The sequence below is a fragment of the Mesorhizobium sp. IMUNJ 23033 genome, from assembly GCF_044778005.1.
Lineage (GTDB): Bacteria > Pseudomonadota > Alphaproteobacteria > Rhizobiales > Rhizobiaceae > Mesorhizobium > Mesorhizobium amorphae_A.
Genome location: NZ_JBJACT010000030.1, coordinates 19,407 through 36,433, shown reverse-complemented (window position 1 = coordinate 36,433; position 17,027 = coordinate 19,407). Strand labels below are relative to the sequence as shown.

Sequence of the window (17,027 nt, the reverse complement as noted above, 5' to 3'; positions counted from 1 at the left end):
AGTTGGCCAACGAATGCCGCAGCGAAGGCAGGATTTCAAATGATTGCTTCTCACACGATATGTTAGTAAATTCTACAGATGGACTACATCCCACTGAATGCCGTTCGCGCTTTCGAGGCGGCTGCCCGCCATCTGAGCTTTTCGGCTGCCGGCGAAGAGCTTCACGTCACCCATCCCGCCATCAGCCACCAGATCAGGCGGCTCGAGGAATGGCTGGGCGTCTCGCTCTTTCACCGGGATGCCCGCAAGGTCCGCCTGACGGAAGCGGGGGTGCTCCTGCTAGCCTCGGCGAGCGGCGCGCTTGCCGAACTCGGCGCCACGTGCCGCCGAATACGGCGCAATGCCGGGCTTGAGACGTTGTCCGTGGGCTGTATTCCATCCATCGCCAGCCGCTGGCTGGTGCCGCGTCTGTCGGACTTCACCGCGCGTCATCCCGGTATCGGCATGAGGGTCGCCTACGCCAAGGCCGACGAGAGGCTCGGCGACGACCAGAACGACGTGCTGATCACGCTCGGTGCCGATCCATCTCCCGACGTCACCAGCCTAAAGCTGTTTTCACGCTTCAATCGGCCGGTATGCAGCCCGCACTATCTCGCACGCAGGGAGCATCTGCGCACGCCGGCCGGCATCGCCGTCGCCGACCTTCTGCACGACGAGACTCGCCAGGGCTGGCGTGAATGGTTTCTGGAGGCCGGACTGCCCGGGGTCGATGTGGGCAACGGACCGGTTTTTGCCGACTTCAACATTCTTGCCACGGCGGTCATCGCCGGTCACGGCGTGGCGCTCTGTCCGGTCGAGGTTTTTCGCGACGAGTTGAGGCGCGGCGACCTGATCGTTCTGTCGGAGGTCGCGACAAACCGCGACAAGGGCTACTTCCTGACGATGTCGGCGCAAGCCTCACCGGCAGCGCTCAAATTCGCCGACTGGTTTCGCCAGGAGGTTTCAGCCGACAAACAATCTCAGGCCGGCCCAATCGACGTCACTTGACGATGAACCCATGCGCGAACGGATCGCGGTCGTCGATGAAGATGGTGTTCAGTCCGGTCATCCGCGCCCAGCCGCCGATCGAGGGGATAATCGCCGGCTTGCCCGCGACGCTGGCTTCCTTTTCGACCCTGCCCTTGAACAGCGAGCCGATGATCGATTCATGCACGAAGCTGTCGCCGGCCTTGAGCTTGCCCTTGGCATGAAGCTGCGCCATCCGCGCCGAGGTTCCGGTGCCGCAAGGTGAGCGGTCGATCGCCTTGTCGCCGTAGAAGACGGCATTGCGCGCATCCGCTTCAGGATGCGTCGGCTTGCCGGTCCACAGCATGTGCGACAGCCGGTTGATGCCCGGGTTCTCGGGATGCTCGAATGTGTACTTCTCGTTCAGCCGTTGCCGCACCACCGGGCTCCAGGCGATGAGGTCGCCGGCGGAATGATCGGCCATGTCGCGGTAATTGTCCTGGGGCTCGACGATGGCGTAGAAATTGCCGCCATAGGCGACGTCGACCTTGATCTCGCCGAGCTGCGGACATTCCACCGTCAGGCCCTCGGCATAGAGGAAGGATGGCACATTGGTGATGCGCACCTCCTCGACATACTCGCCGACCTGTTTGTACTCGGCGATGACCAGGCCGGCAGGCGTGTCGAGCCTCAGCACGCCCGGTGTCTTCGGCTTGATCAGCCCGTGCTCGATCGCCATCGTCACCGTGCCGATGGTGCCGTGGCCGCACATCGGCAGGCAGCCCGAGGTCTCGATGAACAGGATGGCGATGTCGCAATCCTCGCGCGTCGGCGCATAGAGGATCGAGCCCGACATCACGTCGTGGCCGCGCGGTTCGAACATCAGCCCGGTGCGGATCCAGTCATATTCGGCGAGGAAATGCGCGCGCCGCTCCATCATCGTCGAACCCTGGAGCAGCGGCCCGCCGCCGGCGACCAGCCGCACCGGATTGCCGCAGGTATGGCCGTCGATGCAGAAGAAGGATTGCTTGGCCATGACGTCTCCTGGAACTCAAAACCGTTGTGGACTGAAGGGAGCGAGATCGATCGGCGGAGTCTGCCCGAGAACCAGATCGCGGATCAAGCGGCCGGTGGCCGCCGACTGGGTCAGGCCAAGATGGCCGTGGCCGAAGGCATAGAAGACCGATGCGCTGTTCCGGGCACCGCCGATGACCGGCAGCGAATCCGGCAGCGACGGCCGGAACCCCATCCATTCGCGACCGCCGGCCGGATCGAGTCCGGGCAGGAAGGCTTTCGCCTTTTCCAGCATGGCCTTCGAGCGGGCGAAATTCGGCGGCCGCTCGATGCCGCCGAGTTCGACCGCGCCACCGACGCGCAAGCCCGTTTCGAGCGGCGTGATGACGAAGCCATGGCGGGAGAAGATCAGTTGCCGCTTCACGTCGAAAGCGGTCTTCGGCAGCGTCGTGTTGTAGCCGCGCTCGGTCTCCAGCGGGATGCGCTCGCCGAGGTTTTTCGCTAGCAGATGCGACCATGCTCCGGCGGCGATGATGAGCTGCCTTGCCCGTCGCGTGGTGCCATCGGCAAGCGTCAGCGTCGCACCGTCCTGGCCCGCATCGACACGCTCGATCCGGGTTTTTTCGAAGCGGGCGCCAAGACCCTCGGCATAGGCCCAGACCGCCTTGCCGAGTAGTTTGGGATCAGCGACGGTTTTCCATCCCGGCACGAACGTGGCCTTGACGAAACGCGGCGACAGGCCTGGCTGCAGCCCCGCCAGTTCCTCGCCCTCAACATGGCGGAAGCCGATGCCGAAGCGCTCGCGCGCCGCCCAGCTCGGCAGCGAAGCGCGAAACTCGGCCTCGCTCTCGTAGAACTCCAGCGAGCCGTCCTCGCGCAGCATCGGCCGCGTGCCGGAGCGATCGAGCAGGCCCATCCATTCCGCCTCGGCAAGCCGCATCATGCCGACCTGCGCCGCAAGGCTGGCTTCGTAGAGATCGGCCCGCCCGGCGCGCCAGAAGCGGAACAGCCAGGGCAGGAGTTTCGGCAGATAGGCGGGCGGAATGCTGAGCGGCCCCAGCGGATCGGCAAGCCATTTCGGCAATTGCCTGATCATGCCCTTGTGCGCGAGCGGCAGCACGTCGGAAAAGGCGAAGGCGGCGGCAGTGCCGGAACTCGTCTCCTCGCAAATGCCGGTCCGATCGAAGATCGTGACGTTTCTCCCCGCCTCGGTGAGATAGGCGGCGGCACAGATGCCGATGATGCCGCCACCGACGATGGCGATGTCTTCACCTTCTCCCTGTTCACGGGGAGAAGGTGCCCGAAGGGCGGATGAGGGGCTGCGCCCTTCTTCTGCCGATTTGGAATTTCCTTGCACGTGGGCGCTACCCCTTATCAGCTGCCGCCATCTTCTAAGAGATTACTTATAACTGCGGCAGCTTCGGCCGCACTGCCAATGCGTCCTTGACGATCTTCTCGACCGCCTTGCGGCGCTCGCCCGACAGCGGCTGGCGCGGCATGCGCACGCGGTCGTTGGTTTGAATAGCAAACACTTCCGCCAGCTTGATGTTCTGCACCAGATAGGTCGACACGTCGAGGTCGAGCAGCGGCCGGAACCAGCGATAGATGGAGAGAGCCTCCTCGCGGCGACCCTGCTTCATCAGCTGGTAGATGGCGACCGTCTCGCGCGGGAAGGCGGTGACCAGCCCGGCCACCCAGCCGATGGCGCCCACCGACAGTGCCTCGAAGGCGAGATTGTCGACGCCGGTGAACAGGTCGTAGCGTGTGCCGAAGCGGTTGATGATCTCAGTCGAGCGACGGATGTCGTCGGAGGATTCCTTGATGGCGACAAAGCGCTTGTCGGCCGCCAGTTCCTCCATCTGGTCGACGGTAACGTCGACGCGGTAGGCGAGCCGGTTGGAGTAGATCATGACCGGCAGGTCGCCGGCCTCGGCGACGGCGCGGAGCGCCGCGACCGTCTCTTCCTCATTGGTGTGATAGATAGGGCTCGGCACGACCATCAGTCCGTTGGCGCCTTCCTTGGCGGCGCGGCGCGCGATGCTGGCCGCCTCGCGGGTGCCGGCCTCGTTGACCGTCAGCAGCACCGGCTTCTTGCCGGCGACCTTCTGTGCCGTCTTCAGCACCTCGATCTTCTCGTCATGCGACAGCATCGGCCCTTCGCCGAGCGAGCCGCAAACGATGATGCCGTCGCAACCGGCCTCCATCTGTAGTGCAAAGCAGCGCTCCATCTCGGCGTGGTCGAGGCGGTCGTCCTCGGTGAATTTGGTCGTGACGGCGGGGAAAACTCCGGTCCACATAGTTATCTCTCCATCTGATATATCAGTGATATATTTGACAAGAAACCCGCTGTCAATGCGGAATCTGTTATGATATATCTAAAATATATCAGAGGGCGCGATGGCATTGTGGGATGATATATCTGGCTACGAGCCAGCGGCGGCAAAAGCCTATCGCATGCTCGAGCACATGATCGTGACGCTCGAATTGGCGCCGGCCAGTTTCGTCACCGAAGGCGCGCTGATCGAACGCCTCGGCCTCGGCCGCACGCCGGTGCGCGAAGCGATCCAGCGCCTGGCCTGGGAAGGACTGCTCGATGTCCGGCCACGTGCCGGCATCGCGATTGCTCCGCTCCATCCCGGCGACTGGCTGCGCGTCCTCGACGCGCGTCGCGGCGTCGAGGTGGTGCTCGCCCGCTCGGCCGCACGCTTCGTCACCCGCGAGGCGGCCGACCTGTTTCACGAAGCCGCCCTTGCCATGCAGAAGGCGGTGATTTCGGGCAATGTGCTGGCCTTCATCCAGGCCGACAAGGCGCTCGACGAGGCGCTTGCGCAGGCCGCCGACAACCCGTTCGCGGCGCGGCTTGCCGCACCCTTGCAGACCCACAGCCGCCGCTTCTGGTTCCGCTACAAGGCCGATACCGGGCTCGCCGAATCGGCCGAGCACCATGTCGCGCTGATCCGCTCGATCCTCGATGGCGACGAGGAAGGAGCAGCAAAGGACGCCAAGCGGCTGATGGCGCTGCTGCGTGGCCATGCCGAGACGGCGGCGACGCGATAGACGAATCGGAATCAGCGTTCGGCCGGCTCCTTCTGCGCCGCCCATTTCAACAAGGCGTCGAGAGCCGGGCATAGCGCCTGGCCCCAGTCGGTCAGGCAGTACTCGACCTTCGGCGGCACCTGGTGATGCACGATTCGGCGTACGATGCCGTCGGCCTCCATCTGCCGCAGCTGCTGGATCAGCATCTTCTGCGAGATCGCCGGGATCGCCCGTTCGAGATCGGAAAAGCGAAGCACCTTGCCGCCGAACAGGTGAAACAGGATCACCAGTTTCCAACGGCCCTCCAGAATACGCAGCACATTCTCGACGCCACTCGCCGCTGACAACGGCGTCAGCACCTCGACCTTACCTTCGGGCCCGTCCTTACTTTCAGGTAAGTACCTTACTTTTTCGTCGGTTCTTGTCATTTCTTCAGCATATCTCATTTTAGGAACCGGACAAGCGCCGCGGCCGTCAGGTCGACAGTGGCAATCGGAACCGGAGACGAGCCCATGACCATGAAACTGCCCCAGCCACTGGTGGATTATTTTGCCGCCAAGAACAGGCATGACATCGACGGAATGCTCATCCCCTTCTCACCGAACGCAACGGTCCGTGATGAAGGCGAAACCCATCAGGGGGCAGCCGCCATCCGTGACTGGATGGAAGCAACCACACGCAAATATCGGGTGACGGTCGAGGTTGCCGGCGCGACGGTCGATGGCCATGCATGGCGGGTCGCCGGCATCGTGTCGGGCAATTTCCCCGGCAGTCCGGCGACACTCCATTACAACTTCACGCTGGCCGACGAAGGGATCACGCGGTTGGAGATCGGCGCATGACGATGCTGCCGGCGAGGCCATTGTTCATCGGCTTTGACGGCGGGCGCGCAAGGCACAGCGCTCGTTCCGTCACGCATCGTGGCCGGGCTGGGCCACCACGTTTTCCCAATTGTTGCCGGCCGCGATGATGCAGCTTGTGCCGGCGACATCGGTGACGACGATCGTCCAGGTTCCGCTCTTGGCGACGAAGACTTCCATGATCGCGGTCTGACCGATCAGCCCGAACGCAAACTGCTTTTCCTGGAAATTCTCGCTCAGATGCGCGACGAGAACGCCGTGCTCAACGCAGAACTGGTACTGGGCGCTGGCGGCACTCGTACCCATCGCCAGTGCACCGGCAAGAACCAGGGTCTTCACCCAAGCTGACAGAGATTTGCGTGCCATAAAGCACCTCCTTTGCCATCGCGTCCCGGCAAGAAGAGGTGGTTGACGGCCTCATTTTGCCGGGGCGACCCAGGCCGGTTCCGACGTCATCATCGCGTCGCTCCTTTCTGTGTTCCGGTCTGCCGTCCAGCGGATGTTCCCGCTATGTTCCATATATGGTGCTGGCCAAGGAAAATAACAAGCGGGCGCCGCCCGCTTGTTCCCTTTTAGATCCGAAAGACAGTCGCGGTCTGGCCATGCCGCAACAGCCTTGGAAAACCTTCAGGTACCCGGCAGGGCAGCCACCATCGTCGCACCGTCCCAACCTTCGCCCGCCATGATGACGCAACTCTGACCTTGCGTGTCGGTGGCAAGGATCGTCCAGGTGCCCTGCTCGGAAACGAAGACCTCAAGGATGACGCTTGGATTGACCAGGCCGCGTGCGGTTTCGCTTTCGTGGAACTTGTCGCCGAGCGCCCTGACGATGTCGGCGCGCGCCGCGCATTGTTCGGCCGCCGCAGCTGGGGTGGCAAAGGACGCCGCCGTCGCCACGCAAAGCATCATTGCCGTGAGACGTACCATCTCACACCTCCTTGCACCGGTGACGCTCGAAACAATCGCCACCGCCATCGATCCGCCGGCCCTCCGCGGCGGCGCTTAGCGAGGTAAGATCACCGCTGCCCGCATGGTTCCATCACATTAGCATTCCGGCAGATACTGGCCGCGATCCGTAATCCCAGAAAGCAAAAGGCCCGGTTCTTGGCCGGGCCTTTGATTGTCGATATTCGAAACGGATCAGTTCATCGTCGGAATGACGAATTCCGCGCCGTCCTTGATGCCGGACGGCCAGCGCGAGGTGACCGTCTTGGTCTTGGTGTAGAAGCGGAACGCATCCGCGCCGTGCTGGTTGAGGTCGCCGAAGGACGACGCCTTCCAGCCGCCGAAGGTGTAATAGGCGATCGGCACCGGGATCGGCACGTTGACGCCGACCATGCCGACCTGGACCCGCGAGGCAAAGTCGCGCGCCGCGTCGCCGTCGCGGGTGTAGATGGCGACGCCATTGCCCATCTCGTGGTCGTTGGCGAGCTTGATGGCGTTCTCGTAGGTCGGCGCGCGCACCACCGAGAGCACCGGCCCAAAGATCTCTTCCTTGTAGATGCGCATGTCGGCGGTGACGTTGTCGAACAGGCAGCCACCCATATAGTAGCCGTTCTCGTAACCCTGCATGGAGAAGCCGCGGCCGTCGACGACCAGCTTGGCGCCTTCCTTGACGCCGATGTCGACATAGCCCTTGACCCGCTCCAGCGCCTGCGCCGTCACCAGCGGGCCGAAATCGGCGGATGAATCCGTCGACGGGCCGACCTTCAGGCTTTCGACGCGCGGGATCAGCTTTTCCATCAGCCGGTTGGCGGTGTCGTTGCCGACCGGCACAGCCACCGAGATCGCCATGCAGCGCTCACCGGCCGAGCCATAGCCGGCGCCGATCAGCGCGTCGACGGTCTGGTCCATGTCGGCGTCGGGCATGATGATCATGTGGTTCTTGGCACCGCCGAAGCACTGCACGCGCTTACCGGCTGCGGTGCCGCGCGAATAGATGTAGTGGGCGATCGGCGTCGAGCCGACGAAGCCGACGGCCTTGATGTCCGGATCGTCGAGGATGGCGTCGACCACTTCCTTGTCGCCATTGACGACGTTGAGGATGCCGGCCGGCAGGCCGGCCTCGAGGAACAGTTCGGCAATGCGGATCGGTACGCCCGGATCACGCTCGGAAGGCTTCAGGATGAAGGCGTTGCCGCAGGCGATGGCCGGCGCGATCTTCCACAGCGGGATCATCGCCGGGAAGTTGAACGGGGTGATGCCGGCGACAACGCCGAGCGGCTGGCGCATCGAATAGACGTCGATGCCGGGGCCGGCGCCGTCGGTGAATTCGCCCTTCATCATATGCGGCGCGCCGATGCAGACTTCGACCACTTCGAGGCCGCGCTGGATGTCGCCCTTGGCGTCGGCGATGGTCTTGCCGTGCTCGCGCGCCAGGATGTCGGCCAACTGGTCATAATCCCTGGCGACCAGTTCGAGGAATTTCATCAGGATGCGGACGCGGCGCTGCGGGTTGGTGGCGGCCCATTTCGGCTGCGCCGCCTTGGCGTTCTCGACCGCAGCGCGCAGTTCCGCCTGCGAAGCCAGTGCCACCGTGCCACGCACGGAGCCGTCCATCGGCTGCATGACATCCTGCTTGCGGCCGCTGGTCCCGGCGACATGCTTGCCGCCGATGTAATGACCGTATTCGATCATGATCTCTCTCCCTTGTTTTGGATGAGCCATTGTCCGCCTTTGTCGGGGCGATGGCAACGCGAGCCAGAACGCAACCGTTGTGCGGGAAATAGATAGCGCTGGGTGTCTGTGCATCAATTGCCGCAAATGATAGGGTGTGCTTGTCGTCACAGGAACTCCAACGTTGAGCTTCGTCACGCCCCCCTCTGTCCTGCCGGACATCTCCCCCTCCAGGGGGGAGATTGAGCTGTCATCTCTGCTTTCGCCAATCACAAAGGTTGGCAATTGGGAGCTGCCGGCGAAACCGCCAATCTCCCCCCTAGAGGGGGAGATGTCCGGCAGGACAGAGGGGGGCGCGAAGGAACGCAACGTCGACCATCATCATACGGACCACCCCCATGAACTGGGATGACGTCCGCATCTTCCTCGCCGTGGCTCGCGCCGGGCAGATCCTTGGCGCGGCAAAGCGCCTTGAACTCAACCACGCCACCGTCTCGCGCCGCATCGCCGCGCTCGAGGACGCGCTCAGGACAAAGCTCTTTCGCCGGCTGACCACCGGCAGTGAGTTGACGCCGGCGGGCGAACGCTTCCTCGACATTGCCGAGCGCATGGAGAGCGACATGATCGCCGCGCGCTCGACCGTGGCCGGCGAAGGCGACGACATCTCCGGCACGGTGCGCATTGGCGCGCCCGACGGCTTCGGCGTCGCCTTCCTGGCCAAGCACCTCGGCCAGCTGACGACACTCCACCGCGAACTCACCATCCAGCTGGTGCCTGTGCCGCGCTCGTTCTCGCTGTCCAGGCGCGAGGCCGACATCGCCATCACCGTCGAGCGGCCGACCGAGGGCCGGCTGGTCGCGGGCAAGCTGGTCGACTACACGCTCGGCCTGTTTGCCTCGCGCACCTACGTCGAGGCGCATGGCCTGCCGCAAACGGCAGCCGCGCTTGGCCAGCATACGCTGATCGGCTACGTGCCCGACCTCATCGTTAGCCCCTCGCTCGACTATGCGGCCGAGTTCAGCGCCGATTGGCGCACCAGCTTCGCCATCTCCTCGGCGCTCGGCCAGGCCGAGGCGGTGCGCTCCGGCGCCGGCATCGGCATCCTGCACACTTTCGTCGCCCGCTCCATGCCGGAGTTGGTGCCCGTCGACATCGTGGCCCCTATCCGCCGCGCCTACTGGCTGGTCTATCACGAATCGGTGAGGCCGCTGCGCCGTGTCCAGGTGGTCGCCGGCTTCATTACAAAGGTGGTGGAGCGGGAGCGAACGCTGTTCGTCTGAGCGCCTTGCCCTTGCCACAAAATCGGCCAGTGTGGCATCCGCCACCGAGCGGCAAGCGCGGGTGGACCATTTTCGAAAGCTGGCGCGGAAACAATGCGAGCCGTTCTTGCCATCCTGCCGCTGGTTTTCCTATCGGGCTGCGCCAACCCCTGGACCAAGGTGCCCGAAGCGGAATTGCCGAAACCGATCCGCTATGCCCTGGCCCGCCCCTCACCTTTCGTCTTCGGCAATTATTGCGGCCCGGGCACGCGTAGCGGCGACCTGTCGTTGAGGCCGGTCGACCGCCTCGATGCCGCCTGCCAGACCCATGACGCCTGCTACATCGCCCGCCACGATCATTGCGATTGCGATGGCGCGCTTGTCGCCTCGGCAAGGACGATCCGCGACGACAATTCGGCTCCACGGAAAATGCGCAACGAGGCCGAGCTTTTGATCGCCACCTTCGCTGTCCCCGTCTGCAAGGTGTTTCCGCAGGGCTTCATGCCGCCGCGCGATCCCGCCCAGCTCAAGGCGATGAACGGGGCGACAGGGTGAGTAAGCGTAATACTGGATGCCTGGCCCTGCTCTGGCTGGCGTGGATGGCGCTGGCCGGTTGCGCCGGCCCGCATCGCGGCACATGCGATTTCTTTCCCGGCGAAAACACCTGCACGCGCCCGTCCCTGTCGGCCAAGGCGCCTGGACCGGACATCGCGGCTGCCCAGTATTTCGGCGGCCCTGGCGAGAGCGACTACGAGAAGCAGTTCCTGGCGCTGCTCGCCCACAACGAGATCGGTGCCATGGACCGGGCGAACGGCACAGGCCCCTTCGGTCACGACCGCCACGACATCGCCAACAGTGACTTCCAGGCGACATACCGGACGCTGGAACGGCTGGCAAAGCCTGTCGCCGCGACACAGGTACCGCCGACGCACGGCAAACCCGGCGAAGGCCACTTCACGGCGCGCTGGCGGGCGTCGCGGCAGACGCTTTATGTCGATGCCGCGGCTCGGCCTTCCGAGGCGAAGACGTTCACCTTTTCCGGCCTGCAGTCCCGCTCGGTCGAGATCGCGCTGCGCCAGGCCGGCGCCAAGGCGGTCGACATTGGCGGCACCTGCGACGGGGCGCTGGCGATCCGCGCCGATGGCCGCTCCCGCACCATAGAGCGGGGTGCGGCCTTCAGCTTCCGCCTGCCGGCAAGCGACACCTCGATCAGCCTGTTTCCGGACGAGACCCTGAACCGCTGCGACTTGAAAATCCGCTCCAGCCTGGCGCCGGCCGGCGCGCCGCTCACCATCCTGCGCGAAGAGACCGCCGATCCGGCGCTTGCCGCACTCGACAGCCTATACGAGCGCTGCCCGGAACCTGATCCGGCGGGGCTGAAGGAACTCGACCGCGTCTTCTACGCCAGCCGCTGGCTGTCGCAGAGCTGCGCGATGCCGCTCGCTAAGCCGCGCCTGCTGCGCAAATCGCGCGACGGTTTTAACGCCAAGGTCGAAGCCTTGCTGGGCGCGACGCTGCCTGACAGCGCCTTCGACAAGGGCGACCCGGAGTTGCCGCTCGATTTCTCGCACGCGCCAAAGCTCAGGCTGATCTATCTGTCGTCGCTGGAGTTCAAGGCGGATTTTTCCGGACGCATCATCGAGCGGCTGATCCGCCACCACGCCGCTTTGGGCACCAAGTTGCGCATCATGGTGACCGACGTGCTCGAGCGCGAGAAGGACGACGCCATGCTGCACCGGCTGGCGGCCGAATTCCCCAATGTCGAACTGCAGGAATACCGCTGGAAGGCCGACCGCGGCGCGCCGATCGACGAGCAGCTGTCGCAGCTGCACAAGACCCATCACGTCAAGATGCTGGCGACGCTGGCCGCGGATCCCGGCCGCTCACGCGTCATCATCGGAGGCCGCAACATTCATGACGGCTTCCTGTTCCACAAGCCGGTCGACCTGTCGCGCTACCCCTACCTGCAGCAATACGGCAAGACCGACGGCTTCTCGCTGAACTACTACTCGAACTGGAGCGACTTCGACATCGAGATCGCCGACCCGGCAACAGTCGAAACGCTCGCCGCGCATCTTTCGACCCTGTGGCTGCACGACGCCGACACCAACATCTCCCGGCCGTTCTCCATCCCCGTCCGCTCAGGCAGCCGGCTTCCGTCAGGCGTGGCGCGGCATTTCATTTCCGTGCCCTATGAGGACGGGCATGCGCTGGAGAATTATTTCGTCGAGCTGATCGACACCGCCGAGCATCACATCCAGATCGTCAATCCCTATCTCAATCTGACGCCGAAGCTCGCTTTGGCCTTCGACCGGGCGCTGGCGCGCGGCGTGAAGATCGATATCGTCGGCCGCATCGACCTCAAGGGCGACATCGGCGGCAAATTCCTCACCGCGCTCAACAAGCTGTTCGTCGAGAAGTATGGCGACCGCATCGACATCCGCGAATTCAAGGCGCCGGACGTCGTGCTGCATTCCAAGATCATGATGATCGACGAAAGGCTGGTTACGATCTCGTCGGTCAACCTCAACAACCGCAGCTTCTTCCACGACTCGGAAAACGGCATGATGGTGCTCGATCCCGCCTTCTATCGCCGCATGAAGCCGATCTATGACGACTATCTCGCCCATTCGAACCCGGTATCCACCAACGTGACGATCCCCTGGGCCTACCGGCTGCTGTTCTCAGAAGGCTGGGTGAAGCAGGCGTTCTGAAGCAATTCCAGGAAAAGTGTGAAGCGGTTTTCCGTCCGGGATTGCATCAAACAAAGAGATAAGCGTGATCTCGAACCGAAGGTTCGGTAAATATCATGCTCAAAAGCTACTTCAGATAGCGGTCTGGGCTGAGGTCGCGGGCGTTGATCTCCGGCACCCGGTTGGAGATGATGTCGGCCAGCACCCTGGCCGAGCCGCAGGCCATGGTCCAGCCGAGCGTGCCGTGGCCGGTGTTGAGGTAGAGGTTGGACAATTCGCTTTGGCCGATCAGCGGCGGCCCGTCCGGCGTCATCGGCCGCAGGCCGCACCAGAAGCTCGCCGCCTTGAGGTCACCGCCGCCCGGAAACAGATCGCCGACCGAATGCTCGAGCGTGCGCCGGCGCGTTTCGTGCAGCCTGAGATCGAAGCCAGAAATCTCCGCCGTACCGCCGACGCGGATGCGGTCTCCAAGCCTGGTGATCGCCACCTTGTAGGTCTCGTCCATCACAGTCGAGACGGGTGCCGCGTCGGCGTCCTTGATCGGCACCGTGATCGAATAGCCCTTGACCGGATAGACCGGGATCGGCCGCTTTACTTTGCGCATGAACTGGGCCGAATAGCTGCCCATCGCCATCACATAGGCGTCAGCCGATCGTCCGCCCTTGTCGGTGTTGATGTGTTTGATGCGATTGCGGGTCCTGACGATGTACGAGATCGTCGTCCCGTATTCGAAGGTCACGCCGCGCGCTACGCAGAGCTCGGCCATGCGGTCGGTGAACATCTTGCAATCGCCGGTCTCGTCGCCGGGCAGCCTGAGGCCGCCGACGAATTTGCCGCGCACGTTGGCCAGTGCCGGCTCGGCTCCGATGCAGCCTTCGGGATCGAGAAGTTCGTAGGGGACGCCGTATTTCTTCAGCACCTCGACGTCGCCGCCGGTGCCGTCGAGCTGCTTTTGCGTGCGAAACAGCTGCAGCGTGCCTTTGGTCCGCTCGTCATAGGCGATGCCTGTCGCCGCGCGCAGCGCCTTCAGCGTATCGCGGCTGTATTCGGCCAAAGGCACCATGCGCGACTTGTTCAGCGCGTAGCGCTCGGCCGTGCAATTGCGCAGCATCTTGAGCAGCCATGTCCACATATGCGGATCGAAGGCGGGCCGCACCACCAGCGGGCCATGCTTCATCAGCAGCCATTTGATCGCCTTCAGCGGAATGCCAGGCCCCGCCCATGGCGAGGCATAGCCCGGCGAGACCTCGCCGGCATTGGCGAAGCTTGTTTCCAGCGCCGGCCCCTTCTGGCGGTCGAACACCGTCACCTCATGGCCGGCCTCGGCGAGATAATAGGCAGTGGTGACCCCGATCACGCCGCCGCCCAACACGAAGATCTTCATCGCATCACTCTCCACGACGACGTCTCGTCAGGCCGGGTCGTCATGCTCTGTCTGCCGGATTTTCGAGCGCCCGCCAAGTACCGCGTTGCTATCCGTGCACGTAGCGCCGATGAAAGCGGGCCCCGAGGCTGGTCAGGATTTCATAGCCGATCGTGCCGGCATGGCCGGCCGCGTCATCGACGCTTTGCGACGGGCCGAGCAATTCGACTAGATCGCCCTCGCCGAGCGTGCCCACGGGGAGCGCGGAAATGTCGAGGATGATCGAATCCATCGATACGCGTCCGAGAAAGGGCAGGCCGACCGTACCGAGCCAGGCGGCCGAGGCGGCGCGGCGATGCCAGCCGTCGGCATAGCCGAGCGAGATCGTCGCCGCTTCCAACGGGCCGGTTGCACGAAACGTATGGCCATAGCCGACGCCGGCGCCCTTCTCGAGGCTGCGCGTCTGGACGACTTTCGCCTGCAGCCGCACCACCGGCAGCATCGGGTTCGGTTCGCTCGGCGTCGGATTGATGCCGTAGAGCGCCGCCCCCGGGCGGGCGAGGTCGAAATGAAAGGCCGACCCCAGGAAGATGCCGGACGAATTGGCGAGCGAAGCAGGCGCTTCTGGCAGCATCTTGCGCAAGCGCTCGAAGGCCAGCCACTGCCGCTCATTGGCGGGATGTTGCGGCTCGTCGGCGCAGGCGAGATGGCTCATCACCAGGACGATTTCGACGCCGTCGAAAGCGCGCCGATCCTGGCTGATCGCCTCGACCTCCGCCGGCGGCATGCCGAGCCGCGACATGCCGCTGTCGACCTGGATCGCGGCCGGGACCTTGCGGTCGGCCTGCTGGCCGGCGTTGCTCCAGGCCTTCAGTTGTCCGACGCTGTTGATGACGGGAACAAGCTCCGCCGCAATCGCTTCCGGCTCGGAGCCAGGCGGCAGGCCGTTGAGGACATGGATCGCCGGTCCGGGTCCGAGTTCCCCGCGCAGCGCCATGCCCTCGGCGAGCAGCGCGACGAAGAATGTGGTGCAGCCTTCGGCCGACAGCGCCCTCGCCACGGGCGCCGCGCCCAGGCCATAGCCGTCGGCCTTGACGACACCGGCGCACGGCACGCTCCCAAGCTGCGCCTTCAGCCGCCGATAGTTCTCGCTTATGGCACCGAGATCGATGGTCAGGATGGCGCCGGCCACCGCTTCACTGACCAGCTCACCTTGCGTGGCGATGCTTTCGGGAACGTTTTTGGAGGCGTCGTTCATACCGACCCTGTGCGAAGCAGCTCAGCATCCATAAGACCACGAAACCGACGCAGCGACCATGCGCGATCGCGCTGGTTACGCCACCAGATGCCGGAACGCCGCCACCACGTCCTCATAGACCTTGCGCTTGAACGGCACGATCAGGTCGGGCAAGTCGCGCATCGGCCGCCACGCCCATTGGTCGAACTCGGCCGTGTGGCCGCCCGGTGGCGGGTTGATCTGGATCTCGCTCTCGTCGCCGTGAAAACGATAGGCGAACCATTTCTGCGTCTGGCCGCGATAGCGGCCCTTGAAGGCGATGCCGACCAGATGCGGCGGCAGGTCGTAATTGATCCAGTGCGGCGCCTCGGCCAGCAGCGAGACCGAGCGCATGCCGGTCTCCTCGTAGAGTTCCCGCGCGGCCGCCTCGAGCGGATCCTCGCCCTTGTCGATGCCGCCCTGCGGCATCTGCCAGAGCTGCGTGGTGCCGGCGAATTCGCTGTCCGGCTCGGCGATGCGGTGACCGACCCAGACCAGCCCTTCGCCATTGAGGATCATCAATCCGACACAGGGGCGGTAAGGCAGCGTCTCGGGATCGACCGGTTTTGTCTTCGCCATCAGTCAGTCTTTCCAGCTTTCCGCCGCTTTTGAGAATTCGCTCGGGAGAGAATTATCGAGAACGGCTGCTAGCCTTTTTGCGGATCGATGGCCACCGCCGAAATCGGCACGATCTCGATGCCGCGCTTCTTGGCTTCCGTCACCCAGGACGACACCGTGTCGACCGTCAGATCGAATGCCGAGCCGACGCCGACAGCAAAACCCTTTGCCCGCGCCGTGGCCTCGAGCTCGTCCAGTTTCTTCAGGATGGCGCCGCGGTCCTGCACCGCATCGATCGACGTGTCGCCGGCGACGAACGGCACGCCGTCCTTGAGCGCCAGGTCGGGCGCCAGGCTGCGCGCCGACGAACCATCGTCGACATAGGCCAAGCCGCGCTTGCCGAGCTCGGCCATGAACGGCCCCATCGCCGCGGAATCGGCCGAGAAGCGGGCGCCCATATAGTTCATCACGCCGGTATAGTTGGTGGTTCGCGACAGCGCCCAGTGCAGGCTCTTCAAATTCTCGTCCGGGCTCGCCACCACCGTCAGCGTGTTGCGGCCGGGATTGACGTTGGGATAGTCGAACGGCTCGAGCGGTACCTGCATGACGATCTCGTGCCCGCTCTGTCGCGCCGCCTGCATCCACCGGCCGATGCTGTTGCCTTGCGGGGCAAAGGCCAGCGTCACCTCGGCCGGCAGCTTGGCGATGGCCGCCTGGGTACCGGTCTGCGACACGGCGAGCCCGCCGATGACGATCGCCACGCGCGCGCCGCGCGATCCCGACCACGGCCGCGCATAGACGTCGAACGGACGCCTGCCGTCGGCGGCACGCATCGGCAGCGGCCCGGTTTCGCTGGTCTCGATCAGCGCCTTGTCGGGAATATGCGCGATCTTCAGGTTCTGGCCGACCGTCGAGGGGTCGCGAATGACGATCGCCGCCTTCGGCGGACCGTCGCCTTCTTCGGTCTGCACATGGATGATCTGCGGCCCGTCGGTCTTGGGAGAGGTTTCCTTGGGCGGCGTTTCCGTCTTGGGCGCGGCGGTCACCTTCGGCGTCGAAACGGCAACCTCTTCCGGCTTGCGGAACGGCTTTTCGCGCAGCGCGATCGCGCTTGAGATACCGACCACGGCCAGCACCGCCAGCGTGGCCCCGACCGTGCCGGCGCTGAGCCCGCGCGACGCGGCACGCGGCGGCCGGATCGTCTGTCCGAGCGGGCGTTCGATGTCCTTGCTGATGTCAGCCAACTTGTGTCCCCGGAAGCACGACCCTTAAGTGAAAGTCACCTTTTACGAGACATGCTGCGCAAAATTCGCAATCGCCGGCGCGTTAACCCAGACGCGTGGCGCTCCAACCGCGGTCCCCCGAATCAAACTGCCGGAACCTCGCGGCCCCGGCAGCATCGCATTG

General features: G+C 64.3%; 17 protein-coding genes. 6 read left to right on the top strand and 11 right to left on the bottom strand.

Features of this window, described 5'->3' with window-relative positions; translation table 11 throughout:
- Nucleotides 1–78 precede the first annotated feature (78 nt).
- On the top strand, nt 79–987 hold the full coding sequence (locus ACFX5Q_RS26950; protein ID WP_404282887.1) for a LysR substrate-binding domain-containing protein: 909 nt from the start codon (nt 79–81) through the stop codon (nt 985–987).
- On the opposite strand, the gene ACFX5Q_RS26945 is transcribed toward ACFX5Q_RS26950, so the two are convergent.
- From ACFX5Q_RS26945 to ACFX5Q_RS26935, 3 genes are read right to left on the bottom strand one after another with little or no spacing between them, the layout of a single operon-like run.
- Nucleotides 980–1,981: a 4-hydroxyproline epimerase gene (locus ACFX5Q_RS26945; protein ID WP_404282886.1), complete on the bottom strand. Its 1,002-nt coding sequence runs from the start codon at nt 1,979–1,981 to the stop codon at nt 980–982. The two genes, ACFX5Q_RS26950 and ACFX5Q_RS26945, sit on opposite strands and share 8 nt — an antisense overlap.
- 15 nt (nt 1,982–1,996) lie before the next feature.
- Nucleotides 1,997–3,316, bottom strand: a complete 1,320-nt coding sequence (locus tag ACFX5Q_RS26940; RefSeq protein ID WP_404282884.1) for an NAD(P)/FAD-dependent oxidoreductase — start codon at nt 3,314–3,316, stop codon at nt 1,997–1,999.
- A 46-nt stretch (nt 3,317–3,362) separates the two neighbouring features.
- Complete coding sequence (locus ACFX5Q_RS26935) at nt 3,363–4,256, bottom strand: dihydrodipicolinate synthase family protein (protein WP_404282882.1); 894 nt, start codon at nt 4,254–4,256, stop codon at nt 3,363–3,365.
- A gap of 100 nt (nt 4,257–4,356) precedes the next feature.
- Here ACFX5Q_RS26935 and ACFX5Q_RS26930 point away from each other — a divergent pair, with 100 nt between their 5' ends.
- The gene (locus tag ACFX5Q_RS26930; RefSeq protein WP_404282880.1) at nt 4,357–5,016 is read left to right on the top strand and encodes a GntR family transcriptional regulator; all 660 of its coding nucleotides are present in this window, start codon (nt 4,357–4,359) and stop codon (nt 5,014–5,016) included.
- Between the two features lie 11 nt (nt 5,017–5,027).
- Here ACFX5Q_RS26930 and ACFX5Q_RS26925 read toward each other — a convergent pair whose 3' ends face one another.
- Nucleotides 5,028–5,351 (bottom strand): winged helix-turn-helix transcriptional regulator, encoded by a 324-nt coding sequence (locus ACFX5Q_RS26925; RefSeq protein WP_404282989.1) that lies wholly within the window; start codon nt 5,349–5,351, stop codon nt 5,028–5,030.
- Nucleotides 5,352–5,507: 156 nt separating this feature from the next.
- Between ACFX5Q_RS26925 and ACFX5Q_RS26920 the strand changes: the two genes are divergently transcribed.
- Nucleotides 5,508–5,837, top strand: coding sequence for a nuclear transport factor 2 family protein (locus tag ACFX5Q_RS26920; RefSeq protein WP_404282878.1), 330 nt, complete (start codon nt 5,508–5,510; stop codon nt 5,835–5,837).
- Nucleotides 5,838–5,906: 69 nt separating this feature from the next.
- On the opposite strand, the gene ACFX5Q_RS26915 is transcribed toward ACFX5Q_RS26920, so the two are convergent.
- The 3 genes from ACFX5Q_RS26915 to ACFX5Q_RS26905 all read right to left on the bottom strand — a co-directional run bounded on the left by ACFX5Q_RS26915 (nt 5,907) and on the right by ACFX5Q_RS26905 (nt 8,492).
- Nucleotides 5,907–6,221, bottom strand: coding sequence for a hypothetical protein (locus ACFX5Q_RS26915; RefSeq protein WP_404282876.1), 315 nt, complete (start codon nt 6,219–6,221; stop codon nt 5,907–5,909).
- 261 nt (nt 6,222–6,482) lie between these two features.
- The gene (locus ACFX5Q_RS26910) at nt 6,483–6,782 is read right to left on the bottom strand and encodes a hypothetical protein (protein WP_404282874.1); all 300 of its coding nucleotides are present in this window, start codon (nt 6,780–6,782) and stop codon (nt 6,483–6,485) included.
- A 213-nt stretch (nt 6,783–6,995) separates the two neighbouring features.
- Complete coding sequence (locus ACFX5Q_RS26905) at nt 6,996–8,492, bottom strand: CoA-acylating methylmalonate-semialdehyde dehydrogenase (RefSeq protein ID WP_404282872.1); 1,497 nt, start codon at nt 8,490–8,492, stop codon at nt 6,996–6,998.
- Nucleotides 8,493–8,869: 377 nt separating this feature from the next.
- On the opposite strand from ACFX5Q_RS26905, the gene ACFX5Q_RS26900 reads away from it, so the two are divergent.
- From ACFX5Q_RS26900 to ACFX5Q_RS26890, 3 genes are all read left to right on the top strand, one after another.
- Complete coding sequence (locus ACFX5Q_RS26900) at nt 8,870–9,751, top strand: LysR family transcriptional regulator (protein ID WP_404282871.1); 882 nt, start codon at nt 8,870–8,872, stop codon at nt 9,749–9,751.
- 93 nt (nt 9,752–9,844) lie between these two features.
- Nucleotides 9,845–10,285 (top strand): hypothetical protein, encoded by a 441-nt coding sequence (locus ACFX5Q_RS26895; RefSeq protein ID WP_006204835.1) that lies wholly within the window; start codon nt 9,845–9,847, stop codon nt 10,283–10,285.
- A 44-nt stretch (nt 10,286–10,329) separates the two neighbouring features.
- On the top strand, nt 10,330–12,444 hold the full coding sequence (locus ACFX5Q_RS26890) for a phosphatidylserine/phosphatidylglycerophosphate/cardiolipin synthase family protein (protein WP_404282987.1): 2,115 nt from the start codon (nt 10,330–10,332) through the stop codon (nt 12,442–12,444).
- 106 nt (nt 12,445–12,550) lie between these two features.
- Here ACFX5Q_RS26890 and ACFX5Q_RS26885 read toward each other — a convergent pair whose 3' ends face one another.
- From ACFX5Q_RS26885 to ACFX5Q_RS26870, 4 genes are all read right to left on the bottom strand, one after another.
- The gene (locus tag ACFX5Q_RS26885) at nt 12,551–13,807 is read right to left on the bottom strand and encodes a D-amino acid dehydrogenase (protein WP_404282869.1); all 1,257 of its coding nucleotides are present in this window, start codon (nt 13,805–13,807) and stop codon (nt 12,551–12,553) included.
- 88 nt (nt 13,808–13,895) lie between these two features.
- On the bottom strand, nt 13,896–15,044 hold the full coding sequence (alr, locus tag ACFX5Q_RS26880; protein ID WP_404282867.1) for an alanine racemase: 1,149 nt from the start codon (nt 15,042–15,044) through the stop codon (nt 13,896–13,898).
- 75 nt (nt 15,045–15,119) lie between these two features.
- Entirely contained in the window at nt 15,120–15,641 is a 522-nt protein-coding gene (locus tag ACFX5Q_RS26875; RefSeq protein ID WP_404282866.1) for an RNA pyrophosphohydrolase, read from the bottom strand.
- 68 nt (nt 15,642–15,709) lie between these two features.
- The gene (locus ACFX5Q_RS26870) at nt 15,710–16,864 is read right to left on the bottom strand and encodes a divergent polysaccharide deacetylase family protein (RefSeq protein WP_404282864.1); all 1,155 of its coding nucleotides are present in this window, start codon (nt 16,862–16,864) and stop codon (nt 15,710–15,712) included.
- Between the last annotated feature and the right edge of the window lie 163 nt (nt 16,865–17,027).

Bases quoted from the DNA above. Each gene is read 5' to 3' on its own strand.
- ACFX5Q_RS26890 (WP_404282987.1), top strand. From the start codon at position 10,330: ATGGCGCTGGCCGGTTGCGCCGGCCCGCATCGCGGCACATGCGATTTC.
- ACFX5Q_RS26875 (WP_404282866.1), bottom strand. From the start codon at position 15,641: ATGGCGAAGACAAAACCGGTCGATCCCGAGACGCTGCCTTACCGCCCC.
- ACFX5Q_RS26950 (WP_404282887.1), top strand. From the start codon at position 79: ATGGACTACATCCCACTGAATGCCGTTCGCGCTTTCGAGGCGGCTGCC.
- ACFX5Q_RS26905 (WP_404282872.1), bottom strand. From the start codon at position 8,492: ATGATCGAATACGGTCATTACATCGGCGGCAAGCATGTCGCCGGGACC.
- alr (WP_404282867.1), bottom strand. From the start codon at position 15,044: ATGAACGACGCCTCCAAAAACGTTCCCGAAAGCATCGCCACGCAAGGT.
- ACFX5Q_RS26935 (WP_404282882.1), bottom strand. From the start codon at position 4,256: ATGTGGACCGGAGTTTTCCCCGCCGTCACGACCAAATTCACCGAGGAC.
- ACFX5Q_RS26910 (WP_404282874.1), bottom strand. From the start codon at position 6,782: ATGGTACGTCTCACGGCAATGATGCTTTGCGTGGCGACGGCGGCGTCC.
- ACFX5Q_RS26895 (WP_006204835.1), top strand. From the start codon at position 9,845: ATGCGAGCCGTTCTTGCCATCCTGCCGCTGGTTTTCCTATCGGGCTGC.
- ACFX5Q_RS26900 (WP_404282871.1), top strand. From the start codon at position 8,870: ATGAACTGGGATGACGTCCGCATCTTCCTCGCCGTGGCTCGCGCCGGG.
- ACFX5Q_RS26920 (WP_404282878.1), top strand. From the start codon at position 5,508: ATGACCATGAAACTGCCCCAGCCACTGGTGGATTATTTTGCCGCCAAG.
- ACFX5Q_RS26945 (WP_404282886.1), bottom strand. From the start codon at position 1,981: ATGGCCAAGCAATCCTTCTTCTGCATCGACGGCCATACCTGCGGCAAT.
- ACFX5Q_RS26915 (WP_404282876.1), bottom strand. From the start codon at position 6,221: ATGGCACGCAAATCTCTGTCAGCTTGGGTGAAGACCCTGGTTCTTGCC.
- ACFX5Q_RS26930 (WP_404282880.1), top strand. From the start codon at position 4,357: ATGGCATTGTGGGATGATATATCTGGCTACGAGCCAGCGGCGGCAAAA.
- ACFX5Q_RS26885 (WP_404282869.1), bottom strand. From the start codon at position 13,807: ATGAAGATCTTCGTGTTGGGCGGCGGCGTGATCGGGGTCACCACTGCC.